This is a genomic window from Candidatus Enterococcus huntleyi (genome assembly GCF_009933175.1).
Classification (GTDB): Bacteria; Bacillota; Bacilli; order Lactobacillales; family Enterococcaceae; genus Enterococcus_K; species Enterococcus_K huntleyi.
The window spans coordinates 4,792-17,065 of sequence record NZ_MAEJ01000005.1; the positions used below are offsets into that span (position 1 = coordinate 4,792).

Sequence of the window (12,274 nt, forward strand, 5' to 3'; positions counted from 1 at the left end):
GAATCAAGTGCACACTACACATTTGGTTTGTCTTACTTTGTTCAGTTTTCAAAGATCTACCATTGCTGTTTCAGCAACTTTTATATCTTATCAGTTAATCAAGTGAATGTCAACATCTTTTTTATAAAAGTTTTTTCAACTTCTTTTTCAGAAAGTTGTTTGCCTGTTTCAGCAACTCAATTAGAATAACAGTCATTTCGTTATTTGTCAATAACTTTTTTCAATAAATTTTATTGATTTATCAACTGTTTTTCTTGCCATCTCTCTCGAGCGACTTTGTTATTCTATCATGCTGATTACTCAGCGTCAAGAACAATTTGAAAAAGTTTTTTGAAAAAGAATTGAAAAGAAACAAATCTTTTTCTCTCTTCATCAACATATAATAATTTAGCATGTAACACTTGTCTGGTCAAGCCCTTTTCAGTGATGTTTTTCACCTGTCTAAGGGATTTTTCCAACCTATTAATCGATAACATTCGGCTTTTAGTTAAATTGCGTTTTGTCAGATCTTAGGAACAATAGAAAAGTTTGTTTTTCACCTTATAACTACACTGATGACAAAGGTAACATTCGGGAAAAATTCTTTTCAAAAAAAATAAAAGCTACAACAGAGACTGTTGTAGCCTTTATTTACCTAACTTTTTAGAAAAACGGGACACCTTCAAAATCATACGCACCTAGAACCTCTCTCATAACAGCTGGTTCTTCCCAGTGATAGCCTTCTGCAAGCGTCGTAATTTGTTGTGCAGCTTGTGTTTCAAAAACAAATAACGGAATATTTTCTTCTGTATTACTATGTGTGTTTGTTAATTCTACTAAATTAATTTCATTAACATCGATGTTCACTGTGTCCGTCAATAATTTCAAGATATTGGCTAACCCAGTCTGTTCTGCCGAAAAATCTGCGATTGCTAACTCTTTTGACTCTCCTACTGAATGCATCAAAAACTTCTTCGATCCATCCTCCAAATGCAACATAATTGTACCAGCGACTCTTTTGTCCCCCAAAATTTCCACCTCGATCAATTTAGTATGATTTTAGTAAATTCTAACACATTTTCAGAAAAAATCTACTTTACTTTCATATAAAAGCTCAGTCTAATTCATCAAGTGCCTCATCAATCCATATAGGAAGCTGTTCACCGATGGTTTGAAAGCCGATTTTTTTATTTTTATTCGTAAAATATCTTTTTCTTCTATGTTGAACAGGTGGAACGAATTGCTCTAGTGTTCGCAAAGATAAACTAATCTTTTGCGAGTACTCATCAATATCAATCACTTGCACCTGAACCTCTTGCCCAACAGTTAGTAACGATTGAATCGTTTTGGTGTAACCTGCTTGTACCTCTGATACATGGATTAGTCCCTGATTTTCTTCATCTAATGAGACAAAAGCACCATAAGGTTGAATCCCAGTAATCTTGCCTTCAATTATTTGTCCAATTTTATACTTCATTTGCTTCCCTCTCTTCGCACAATTCATTATACTGTAATTAGCAAAAAAATAGAAGTTCCATCATGGATTGTTTGAAAGGATGAAGCAAAATGTCAAGATTTGATGAACAAATTGATCGAAAAAATACGGATTCTGTCAAGTGGGATAGTATTGAAGAGACTTATCAAGCAACTGATTTACTACCATTATGGGTGGCTGATATGGATTTTCTAGCCCCGTCACCGGTTATCAAAGCATTTGAGGAGTATAGTAAGAAAGGATTATTCGGCTATTCGATCATCCCAAATTCCCTCTATCAAGCAGTCATCGACTGGCAAAAGAGACGCCATCACTATCTACTTGAAAAAGCAGACATTTTATTTTCTAGTGGAGTCGTTCCTAGCATCGCATTAGCTGTCCAAAGCTATACCAACGAGGGCGACAGTGTTTTAATTCATGACCCCGTCTATCATCCCTTTGCAGCGGTTGTTAAAGAAAATAATAGAAATTTGGTTCGTAGCTCACTTACTACAGAAAATGGTCACTTCCAGATGGACCTGGCGGAGATGGAACAATTAATTGTTGCACATGCGGTCAAGTTATTCATTCTCTGCAACCCACACAATCCTGGAGGGCGTGTGTGGTCAAAAGAAGAGTTATTAGCTGTTGGAAAATTATGTCAAAAACACGGTGTGACGGTTGTTAGTGATGAAATTCATCAAGACTTGGTATTCGCACCGCACACTTTCACAAGTTTTCAACTGGTTGATCCTTCATTTGAAGCATTTTCGATTGTGCTAACTGCCGCTACAAAAACTTTCAATTTGGCTGCGATTAAAAATTCTATGGTGTTCATTAAAGATCCTACGCTGCGTGAACAATTTCAGGAAACACAGAAACGAACAATGCACGGAGAAATTAATACCTTCGGCTACATTGGCACCGAAGCAGCTTATAATCAGGGCGAGGCCTGGTTGGAAGAGCTTTTGCCTTATCTACAAGAGAACATCCAATTTGTCGAATCTTATCTAGCTGAACATTTACCTGCGGTGGGTGTTATGTCACCGGAAGGAACTTACTTGATGTGGCTTGATTTTTCTAGTTTTGGTTTGACTGATACTGAACTACAGACACACTTCATTGAAAAAGCAAAAGTAGTCTTAAATTCCGGTATCATCTTTGGTTCAAAAGGAACGGGTCATATGCGTTTAAATATTGCCTGCCCAAGAGCAACACTTGAAGAAGGCCTGGCGCGGATCGTTCACTCATTTAACTAAGAAAAAAGCTAAGCTGTCTCACTCTTCAATGAAGAGGGACAACTTAGCTTTATTTGTATCTATTTAGACATAATCCTTATTACGAATAGTGGCAAAAGATTATTCTGTAATTTCAATGCTTTCAATCACGATATCATACACTGGCTTGTCTTGAGGACCTCTTTGGGCACCTGCAATATCATCCACCACGTTCATTCCTTCAATCACATGGCCAAAAACGGTATGACGCATATCTAACCAAGGCGTTCCGCCACCTTTGTAAGCTTCGATAATTTCCGCAGGGAAACCAGCGCCTTCTAGTTGACCAAGCATGTTTGCTGGAACGTTTTGATTATTGACGATGAAAAATTGACTACCATTAGAGTTGGGACCTGAGTTAGCCATTGACAATGCTCCACGTAGATTGAACAAATTAGGCGTGAACTCGTCTTCAAAGGAATCCCCATAAATACTTTCGCCACCCATACCAGTACCGGTAGGATCGCCCCCTTGAATCATAAAGTCTGGAATTACTCGGTGGAAAATCACTCCATCATAATAGCCTTTTTTAGCTAATTCAACAAAGTTTTTAACTGTTTTAGGGACTAATTCTGAGAATAGTTGAACGGTAATATCCCCTCTATTTGTTTTGATCGTTGCTTTTGGTCCTTTGGCGTTTTCTAAATCTATTTGTGGAAATTGAGACACAAAAATCTCCTCCTAAAAATTATTTTCTCCTTATGATAACGAATAATTCAAAAAAATGCTATTGTTCAAGAAAAAAAGAGTAAAAATAATCGATCTGATGGAGCCGAACCCTTTCTCAGCTAGTCCGCAGAATAAAATGTCGGGTTTCTAAACGCCTCAGCTAAAATACTAATTCTTCCTAGTGGTTTCAGTCACTCACTTTTTATAATATAGAAGCATTCACGTTTTTTCCTTCCTATGATACACTAGATAGAAACTAACAAAGCCGCAAAAATGCCCCTTTTTTTGCCCTACTTAGTCAATTTAACAAGTAGGCTATCGTTTCACAGAATCATTCTGAGAGCTTGACTACTATTTTTCTGTTGGACAAACTCTTTCACAAGCTAAAATAAAGAACAAATACGTATTTTTTTGTTAGACTATTTGAGATAGGAGGAATGTGACTATGGATATTTACGATATTACCATTGTCGGTGCCGGACCGGTGGGTTTATTTGGTGCCTTTTATGCAGGAATGCGAGATGCAAAAACAAAATTAATAGATAGTCTTCCTCAACTAGGCGGACAGCTCTCGACACTTTATCCAGAAAAATACATTTATGATATTCCTGGATTCCCGGCGATTAAAGCGGCGGATTTAGTAGATAATTTGGAGAAACAATTGACGACCTTTAATCATACTTACTGCTTAGAAGAGGAAGTTTTACTGATTAAAAAAGTCGATGATGTGATTGAAATTCATACGAACAAAACCGTGCACTATTCAAAAGCGGTGATTTTAGCCTTAGGAAATGGTTCATTTCAGCCACGGAAGCTCGCAATTGAAGGAGCTGAAGCGTTTGAAAATCGTGGACTTGATTATTACGTTACTGATTTGATGAAATACGCGGGCAAAAAAGTGGCTATAGCTGGCGGGGGCGATTCTGCGATTGACTGGGCCTTAATGCTTGAACCGATTGCAAAAGAAGTATATCTTATCCATCGCCGACCAGAATTTCGCGGACATGAACATAGCGTCAAAAAATTGATGGCTTCTTCAGTCAACATTTTAACCCCTTATGTGATTAATTCACTGCAGGAAGAAAATCAACGCTTAGCCGGACTGACCCTCAAGAAAGTCCGAACTGACGAAGAAATATCGTTGTCGTTGGATACATTAATTGTTAATTACGGCTTTTCTTCTTCCTTAGATCACTTAAAATCTTGGGGCTTAGAGGCAACCAGAAATGCTATTTTGGTTTCCTCGGATATGTCCACTTCAATTCCAGGTGTCTATGCGACGGGTGATATTTGTCAATATGATGGCAAAGTTCGCTTAATTGCGACCGGTTTCGGCGAAGCACCTACTGCGGTAAACAATGCATTGCATTACCTCAATCCTAAAAATAGAACGCAGCCGATGCATAGTACTAGCCTATTCTCTAATAAGCAATAAATAATAAATGAGTAAGAGTCACTTCCTTCCTTTTGCGGAGGGAACGACTCTTACTCATTTTTACGCTTTTTTACGCTCATTTTTTTTGCCGATTCGACTTGGCTCACGCGCGGTCTGCCTACTTAATCCTACTATATAATCCTGTAGACTTTGGATACGAAAAAAAACCGCTTCATTACATATATTCTTCTTGCCAAGACTTGACTGCCTTGAGAATTTCCTCTTTCAATGCTTCTGGTGAGTCGGCGACTAAGCGCTCCCCTTCAAAAAAAGCAAAATTTTTCTGAGCACATAAGGTACATTCGTTCATACAGGAATACGTCAGTATCTCTACTTGGCTAGTAACGGCCGTATCTTCTAAAATAAGCTGACTTCCTTGCGCTAAATTTTGCTCACAAAACTCAAGTAATGGATCCATTTAAGACACTCCTTGCTTTTCACTCTTCATATAGTATACCATTAGGCTAAGAAATCAAATTAGAACGCTTGGAGGATATATGGATGGTTATACAAACAGAAACGTTAGAAAAAAAAGCCCGGAATTTATTGATTGAACGTGGTGTCGGTATGCAAGATATTGCAGAATTAGTCATGTTTCTTCAAAAACAATACATTGTCGGCTTAACTATGGAGACTTGTATGGCAAGTGTCGACGCTGTACTGGTCAAGCGTGAGGTGCACAACGCAATTATCACGGGAATTCAATTAGATATTTTGGCAGAAGAACAACAACTCTTGCAGCCTTTACAAAATATAATCGAAGAAGATGAAGGATTATATGGCATTGATGAAATTCTGGCTTTATCAATCGTCAACGTCTATGGCTCGATTGGTTTTACTAACTATGGCTACATCGATAAAGTAAAGCCTGGGATTTTGGCTGAATTAAATTCCCATGAAGGACCTCGTGTACACACCTTCTTAGATGATATTGTGGGAGCGATTGCCGCAGCGGCAGCTAGTCGTTTGGCCCATAGTCAACCAGAGAAAATAAATCTATAATAGCCAAAAAGCTTGAGTTTCCTCTCCAACATCAGGAGAAGCACTCAAGCTTTTTTTAATTCTCTTTTTCCTAAAAGATAGAATCCTAAGAAAATCAGTTCAATCAAAAGGAAAAATAAGATAAAGCTATGCATAAAAAATTCTTCGGGTAAAACATTAATAATCGGATCCGTTGCTGGATCAAATAACCAATCATCATTATTAAAGAAAACTTCATGAAAAGTCACAAAGAACCGATCAAAGCCTAAGGCCATAAGAAAGCCAAAAAGCACAGGGATCAGCATACCAATCTGAAAGGGTCGAATAAGTAACCATTTCCGTTGATTTTTAAAAAGAGAACGTAAAAATAAAATCGTTGGAATGAGCGTAATAAAAAACACACCATAATCCAATAAAAATAACAATTTCACTTCATAAAAATGCTGAGCTCCACTAGCAGATGAAGGAAAATCCGCCATCGCCAAGACCGACTGAAATGGATTATTCAGATAGCTCATCAGCTGCCCAAAATTTTTCATCAGAACGTCTTTGCTGACCTCAGTGTAGTCAAGAATCTTCAGATAGTCGACATCAAACCGATACAAGGGTCGAAAATTAATCGTCACCAGTACCGCAAAACTAATACTCGTCAAAAAAAGTGAAAGCAGACCGCCGCGTTCAAGCCAGCGCCATTTTTTTAATTGGTTCATTCACCAATCACCCACTCATCCAATGAATCGATGACATAGCTTGGCGCCTCGGGTAAGCTCGGAACTGCTGATTTAGGCGTAAAGCCTGATAAAACTAACAAGGTATCAATCCCATTTTTTAGCCCTGCTTGAATGTCGGTTTCATAATTATCGCCAACCATAATGACTTGCTCTTTATGTAAGCCTAGATGAGCAACTGCTTTTTCCATAATAATCGCTTCAGGTTTTCCGATAAAGATAGGCTTGGTTTGGGTCGCTGTTTCGACTAATGAAATGAGTGAGCCTGCACCAGGAATTAAGCCTCGTTCAGTGGGTATATTTTTATCTGGATTGGTGCCGATAAAGGTCGCGCCTTTTTGAATCGCTAAGGTAGCTGTGACAAATTTTTCATAAGTCACTTGGCTGTCTAAACCAACCACGACATAGTCAGGATTCTCTTCATCCCAGACAAAGCCTGCCTCTAAAATTAAATCAATCAAGCCTGCCTCGCCAATCACAAAGACTTTTTTCCCGCGATTGTTGTCCTTCATGTAATCAATCGTCGCTAAACTAGCCGTGTAGACCGTCTCCGGCGAGACATGAATGTCAAACTCATTGGCTAAGCGTTCCGCTACAACTGCTGGACTTTTTGTCGTGTTATTGGTCACAAAAAGAAACGGAAGCTGAGCTTTTTGTAGTTGTTCAACAAAGCGTTTCCCCGCAGGAATTGGCTCTTTCCCTAAATAAATCGTCCCATCCAAATCAATTAAGTATCCTTGATAATTCTTCATCTATTCTTCTCTCTGACGAATGGTAAAACTAGCTTTTTTACCTTCTGGTTTCTTGCTTCCATTCGTTTTCTTTACTTCTTTTTTAGGCGTACTGTTCTTTTCCTCTTCCCGTTTCTTGATTACGGGCTTCGTCTTTTTCTTAGGAGAGACGGGTGCTTTTTTCTCTTCGATGTGCGCTTGATTTTGGCCTGTCGGTTTTTTCCGTCTTCTTCTGTTTTGCGGTTTTTCCCGTTTGCCACCTACTCGTTCAATAACAAAATAAGCACAACCAAAATTACAATATTCATACAAATAATCTTCCAGTGTATCAATTCGTTGATCTGGGTAGGCTTTGCGATTGTCTTCTTTAAAGAAGCCCTTTAGTCGCAGCTGCTCATAGCCCCAATCACCAACAATATAATCATATCGTGCAAGAACTTCACTATATCTTTCGCCTAATTTCTCGGCATCAAATCCTTCACGATGATTGCGTACGATATGATAGTGGCGTTCACCAACTAAAACGTTTGTTTCATCAATCAGTGTGACTGTCTCGCCTTTTTTCTTTTCTTTTACAGGCTCTTCGACAATCTCTTCAAGGACAGCGGCTAATTCATCCGTTACTGTACTTGGTTTTTCTGATGGGTTGGTCTTTTCTGAAGGGCTGGCATTGCTGGATCTATCGGCCTTTTTCTCCATACTCACACCTGATTCTTTTACTTCTTGCTTTGTCATCTCTTCACCACCTAAAAATTATTATACCTTGTTTTTAATCGATTAGATAGTGGCTCTTAAGGGAATCTCCCAGAACACTTCGAATAAATTCTGGAAACAGAAATTCACAGCTACCCGCAATTTCAATCGTTGGGAAAAATGGGATGAACATGAAATGATCCACAGTCACAAAAGTGTAGCTGCTCTCAGGGATAATCGGCTCACCCAACCAGCGGACTTTATGATTGACGGCATCAAATTCTAAGCCACTATAGCAAATTTCTCCAAAAATTTTCCCTCGGAAGCCCATTCCGATAATCGGATAATTTCTAAGAAAACTGCGATTCTTCTCCATTTCTAAAACCAATCGAATCAGATCACTTCCCAACAATGAAACACGAATTAAGTGCATAGGATGGGGCAAACTTTGGTGCAATTGATCTTGATCTACAAGGCCTTTCATAATAGGCGCCAAAAAAAGACCAGAATTAACAATCGCAACCTCAACGTCTGCGCGCTCCTTCATTGCCCGTAGTGTCGCTTCGATCAATAAATAATCACCTGTCCCCACCTTTAAATCATGAGGGATAGCCGCAACCTTTTTTTCTTGTAAAAGAGCATGACCACGAGCCAAATACCCTTCAATCTCGGCTTGATCTTCTGGAAACTCTGTCATAGTAGCCGTAGGAACCGCTCGAACAGTCGCCTCTTTCAAACGATGCTGTTGATCAACCGTCAACACAATATCACCGACGTATTGACCAAATTTGCCAGCCGCAGCTAATTGAACCCCGTTGACGATTTCCCCTTCCATAAATAAATGGTGCGTATGTGAGCCCAAAATTAAATCAATCTCAGGAAATGTCGCAGCAATCTTACGGTCCTCAGTAATTCCTAAGTGACTCATCAGAACGAGCACATCAACTTGACCACGTAACGACTCGACCAATTCAGGTAATAAATCTTGCGGAAATCGAATATCCCAGCCGTTCGGACTGTAGGTCAGTGGAAATGGCGCGGTCAAGGCAAACAAGCCTATTTTCGTTCCTTCTATACTAGTGATGATTTTTGATGGCTGGGCCCATTTGGGCATCTCTAATGTTCGTTTATCAAATAAATTTCCCAGTAGCACATCAAAATTAGCCTGATCATATAGATGGTCTAGCTCATCTTTTGAGCTCCCGACGCCTTCGTTATTCCCAATCGTCACTGCATCGTAGCCAATCTGATTCATCAATTCAACGTTCGCTTGCCCACTAGTTGCCTCTGTCAACGGATGCCAGCGATCGACAAAATCCCCTAGGTCAACCGTGAGTATTGTTTCATTATTTTGACTGGCTTCACGTTTTCTTTGATCCAAGAAACGTCGAATTTTTGGCCAATTTTCTAAATGGGAATGTAAATCATTGGTATGCAAAAGTCTAATTTTTTCCATTTTTGGTTCGCCTCGATTTCTTTTTTCCTCTAAAATATAGTACCATATCTTTGTATAGAAGAAAAAAACTTGAGTGGAGTGAAAAAATATGAAGATCCAGTTACCCATCGGCGAGTTTTGGCTGACTGCCACCGATAAAGGCCTAAGTCATGCATCATTTGTCCCGTTGCTAGTTGAAAATGAAGACTTAGACAATCCCTATCTGATCCAAGCAAAAGAAGAGCTACTCAGTTATTTCAATAAAGAACGTACCCAATTTACCGTCCCTTTCGATATCCAAGAAGGAACAGCCTTTCAACGAGCAACCTGGCAGGCCCTGTGTACAATCCCTTACGGTGAAACGCGTTCCTATCAAGAAATTGCTGAAAAGATTGGCAACGCAAAAGCCGTTCGTGCGATTGGACAAGCCAACCACAGAAATCCTTTAGCCATCTTCATTCCTTGTCACCGCGTCATCGGCAAAAATGGACAATTAACTGGTTATATGGGCCTGTCCGGAATCGAACTAAAAAAATCGCTATTAACGCTAGAAGGCATTCCCTTGCCTTAAACATGAAACACGCGCATTACCGTGTGCTTCACCAGACTGCTACACTGAAATTCCCCGATTGTTAGCTAAACTATTGATTATAAATATAAAAATAGACCGTCGTTTTCTGGCTAACTAATCCAGAAAACGTCGGTCTATCATTTAATTCAATAACAACAAATAGCACAAAATTAGTTCATCCATGTGGCGAACATTCAACCCAGAAGCTTCCTGGAATTTTTCTAAGCGATATTGTAGCGTGTTACGATGCATAAACAACTCTTTCGCCGTGGAGCTGATATTTCCTTGATTGGACCACAGTGTCTGAATAATATCTGACATCTCTTGATCAATCACTAAATTCTTTTTGTAATTCTGAATCACTGCGCTTTTTTGCATCTTTGTCTTTGTATAATAATGTAGAGCCACGTTGGCAATCGAAAAGACGTGTTGAGATTTAACAAAATCTAGCTCTTCTTGAAAAATTTCTTGTTCCTCCAAAAATAATTCAGCTAGATTTTCTTGGCTTGAATAGAAGCTCCCCACAAAAACCTTACTATTTGTTTCAAAATCGGCATCTAATGTGAGAAAAATGCCTTCTAATTCTTCAATCGAAAAATTGGCCTCTGCCTGTTGCTCAACGAGTAACACATCTCTTTCCGTATAGAAAAATAAATCAACCCAGTGAGGAAACATTTCTTGGAAGTTTTGTTTCCATTCTTTCAAAAGAAAGTCCGCTTTCTTCTGTAGCTGGATTTGAATGACCCGAAACGTGCCTTCTTTTTTTACGGGTTGCTGTTTAAATAAAATACCATACCATTCATGTGTTGCCCCTTGCTGTATTTTTTCATTAGGGACGAACATTTGTAATAAGCGACGTTCTCTTTCGCTTAACTCTTTTTTATCAATCCACAAATACCCTTCATCCATTGGGATAGAAAGCACTTCTGAATCTGAAGACGCCATTTTTTTCACCTGAGCGTCTGGATAAATTTCTCGTAATTGGCCTTTGTTCACGCTAGTCACCTCAACCATTCTACTCTAATCTAAATGAACCTATTTAAAAATTGCTGCATATATTGCTTGATAGATTACTTATATCTTACTATATATATTACCACGTCTAAGCGAATAACAGCTTAATTTATTGGAGAAAATATGCTAAAGTATACGGGGGTGAGCGGAAATGGAGAAAAAAAGTCTATTAACAAAAGAAGAAAAAGAATTCTTCATGGCAGAAGCACTCCGTGAAGCACAGAAAGCGGAGGCACTAGCAGAGGTGCCAATCGGGGCAATTGTCGTATTGGATGGAGAAATTATTGGCCGCGGACATAATTTGCGAGAAGATTCGCAAGATGCAACGGCTCATGCAGAAATATTTGCAATAAAAGAAGCCTGTGAAGCCATCGGTAATTGGCGGCTAGAACGAGCACAATTATTTGTAACCTTAGAACCTTGCCCGATGTGCAGTGGTGCAATGATTTTATCACGAGTCGATGAGGTCTACTTTGGCGCTTATGATCCAAAAGGTGGGACTGCGGGTTCACTCTTAAATCTCTTAGAAGATGAGCGATTCAATCACCGCGCCTATGTCGAAGGCGGAATTCTAGAGGAAACCTGCGGGCAACAGCTGACCACATTTTTCAAAGGAATTCGTTCACGAAAAAAGCTAGCAAAAAAACTAGCAAAGAAATTACAGGAAGATTTCGAGAAAGACTAGCCAAACAGATTAAAATACGTTATACTAATTATTGCCGCAAGGCTAGGACAATGGTGGGCTCACGAAGCGTGTCAGATCCGGAAGGAAGCAGCACTAAGTGGGTGCCGCCATGTGTCTGATTATATAAAAGAGAAACAATCTATAAGTTTAACGATTTGCCAGGCTGATGAAGCCTTTTTATTTTGCCCAAAAACTCCCCTTGTCCAAAGAGAAACAGAAAATAAAAAAAGTGGAAAGCGTCATTACACGCCTCCACCTATTTTTATAAGATACGATCAACAAATTTGAAGAGACGATCTTTTAACTCTTCCGAAGTATCTTTTACTGTTTCGCCTACCTCAGAAACCTTTTCGTGACCCTCTTTCACTTTGCCCACCACATGCATCAATGAATCCAATTCAGAATCAGATAAATCATCGACAATGCCGACTAATTTTTCGTTTCCATTGAATGTATCAGATACAAATTTTTTCACTTTGCAGCGTGTAGAAAGATGTTTGACCTTTTCAAAAACCTTTCCTGAGACGATGACAGTCGCCGTGGTACCAGCAGCGGCCGCAACACCTAGGGCAATCGCAACTTTTGTTGAAGTTTTCATTCCA

15 protein-coding genes, 1 rRNA gene and 1 other RNA gene (1 of these 17 cut by a window edge) are annotated in these 12,274 nt (G+C 39.2%); 6 read left to right on the plus strand and 11 right to left on the minus strand.

Annotation, left to right across the window (positions count from 1 at the left end; genetic code table 11):
* The 3 genes from BAU15_RS04230 to BAU15_RS04240 form a co-directional block, all read right to left on the minus strand.
* Positions 1 to 56: ribosomal RNA gene (locus tag BAU15_RS04230) — 16S ribosomal RNA — on the minus strand (it extends 1,533 nt beyond the left edge of the window).
* A gap of 586 nt (positions 57 to 642) precedes the next feature.
* The gene (locus BAU15_RS04235) at positions 643 to 1,008 is read right to left on the minus strand and encodes a hypothetical protein (RefSeq protein WP_161841524.1); all 366 of its coding nucleotides are present in this window, start codon (positions 1,006 to 1,008) and stop codon (positions 643 to 645) included.
* Positions 1,009 to 1,093: 85 nt separating this feature from the next.
* The gene (locus BAU15_RS04240) at positions 1,094 to 1,456 is read right to left on the minus strand and encodes a CvfD/Ygs/GSP13 family RNA-binding post-transcriptional regulator (protein ID WP_161841525.1); all 363 of its coding nucleotides are present in this window, start codon (positions 1,454 to 1,456) and stop codon (positions 1,094 to 1,096) included.
* Between the two features lie 89 nt (positions 1,457 to 1,545).
* Here BAU15_RS04240 and BAU15_RS04245 point away from each other — a divergent pair, with 89 nt between their 5' ends.
* Positions 1,546 to 2,712, plus strand: coding sequence for a MalY/PatB family protein (locus BAU15_RS04245; RefSeq protein ID WP_161841526.1), 1,167 nt, complete (start codon positions 1,546 to 1,548; stop codon positions 2,710 to 2,712).
* Positions 2,713 to 2,811: 99 nt separating this feature from the next.
* Here BAU15_RS04245 and BAU15_RS04250 read toward each other — a convergent pair whose 3' ends face one another.
* Positions 2,812 to 3,399, minus strand: a complete 588-nt coding sequence (locus BAU15_RS04250; protein WP_161841527.1) for a peptidylprolyl isomerase — start codon at positions 3,397 to 3,399, stop codon at positions 2,812 to 2,814.
* 445 nt (positions 3,400 to 3,844) lie between these two features.
* Here BAU15_RS04250 and BAU15_RS04255 point away from each other — a divergent pair, with 445 nt between their 5' ends.
* Entirely contained in the window at positions 3,845 to 4,834 is a 990-nt protein-coding gene (locus tag BAU15_RS04255; protein ID WP_161841528.1) for an NAD(P)/FAD-dependent oxidoreductase, read from the plus strand.
* A gap of 175 nt (positions 4,835 to 5,009) precedes the next feature.
* On the opposite strand, the gene BAU15_RS04260 is transcribed toward BAU15_RS04255, so the two are convergent.
* Positions 5,010 to 5,252 (minus strand): DUF1450 domain-containing protein, encoded by a 243-nt coding sequence (locus BAU15_RS04260; protein WP_161841529.1) that lies wholly within the window; start codon positions 5,250 to 5,252, stop codon positions 5,010 to 5,012.
* Positions 5,253 to 5,335: 83 nt separating this feature from the next.
* Between BAU15_RS04260 and BAU15_RS04265 the strand changes: the two genes are divergently transcribed.
* Positions 5,336 to 5,836: a phosphatidylglycerophosphatase A family protein gene (locus BAU15_RS04265; RefSeq protein ID WP_161841530.1), complete on the plus strand. Its 501-nt coding sequence runs from the start codon at positions 5,336 to 5,338 to the stop codon at positions 5,834 to 5,836.
* A gap of 44 nt (positions 5,837 to 5,880) precedes the next feature.
* On the opposite strand, the gene BAU15_RS04270 is transcribed toward BAU15_RS04265, so the two are convergent.
* From BAU15_RS04270 to BAU15_RS04285, 4 genes are all read right to left on the minus strand, one after another.
* Positions 5,881 to 6,525 carry a TIGR01906 family membrane protein gene (locus tag BAU15_RS04270; RefSeq protein ID WP_161841531.1) on the minus strand — a complete coding sequence of 215 codons (645 nt, stop codon included), beginning with the start codon at positions 6,523 to 6,525 and terminating at the stop codon, positions 5,881 to 5,883.
* Positions 6,522 to 7,295: a TIGR01457 family HAD-type hydrolase gene (locus BAU15_RS04275; RefSeq protein WP_161841532.1), complete on the minus strand. Its 774-nt coding sequence runs from the start codon at positions 7,293 to 7,295 to the stop codon at positions 6,522 to 6,524. Before BAU15_RS04275 ends, BAU15_RS04270 begins: the two co-directional genes overlap by 4 nt.
* Complete coding sequence (locus tag BAU15_RS04280; protein WP_237580133.1) at positions 7,296 to 7,973, minus strand: YutD family protein; 678 nt, start codon at positions 7,971 to 7,973, stop codon at positions 7,296 to 7,298. It abuts the gene before it with no gap.
* Between the two features lie 70 nt (positions 7,974 to 8,043).
* Positions 8,044 to 9,423, minus strand: coding sequence for a bifunctional metallophosphatase/5'-nucleotidase (locus BAU15_RS04285; RefSeq protein ID WP_161841534.1), 1,380 nt, complete (start codon positions 9,421 to 9,423; stop codon positions 8,044 to 8,046).
* An 88-nt stretch (positions 9,424 to 9,511) separates the two neighbouring features.
* Here BAU15_RS04285 and BAU15_RS04290 point away from each other — a divergent pair, with 88 nt between their 5' ends.
* Positions 9,512 to 9,973 carry a methylated-DNA--[protein]-cysteine S-methyltransferase gene (locus BAU15_RS04290; protein ID WP_161841535.1) on the plus strand — a complete coding sequence of 154 codons (462 nt, stop codon included), beginning with the start codon at positions 9,512 to 9,514 and terminating at the stop codon, positions 9,971 to 9,973.
* Between the two features lie 141 nt (positions 9,974 to 10,114).
* Here the strand turns inward: BAU15_RS04290 and BAU15_RS04295 are convergent, their stop codons facing one another.
* A complete protein-coding gene (locus tag BAU15_RS04295) occupies positions 10,115 to 10,987 on the minus strand; it encodes a helix-turn-helix domain-containing protein (RefSeq protein ID WP_161841536.1) in 873 nt (290 codons plus the stop codon).
* 151 nt (positions 10,988 to 11,138) lie between these two features.
* On the opposite strand from BAU15_RS04295, the gene tadA reads away from it, so the two are divergent.
* Together tadA and ffs are read left to right on the plus strand one after the other, a co-directional pair.
* Entirely contained in the window at positions 11,139 to 11,672 is a 534-nt protein-coding gene (tadA, locus tag BAU15_RS04300; protein WP_161841537.1) for a tRNA adenosine(34) deaminase TadA, read from the plus strand.
* 40 nt (positions 11,673 to 11,712) lie between these two features.
* An RNA gene (ffs, locus tag BAU15_RS04305) (signal recognition particle sRNA small type) lies at positions 11,713 to 11,797 on the plus strand.
* A gap of 137 nt (positions 11,798 to 11,934) precedes the next feature.
* On the opposite strand, the gene BAU15_RS04310 is transcribed toward ffs, so the two are convergent.
* Complete coding sequence (locus BAU15_RS04310) at positions 11,935 to 12,270, minus strand: hypothetical protein (RefSeq protein WP_161841538.1); 336 nt, start codon at positions 12,268 to 12,270, stop codon at positions 11,935 to 11,937.
* Positions 12,271 to 12,274 lie beyond the last annotated feature (4 nt).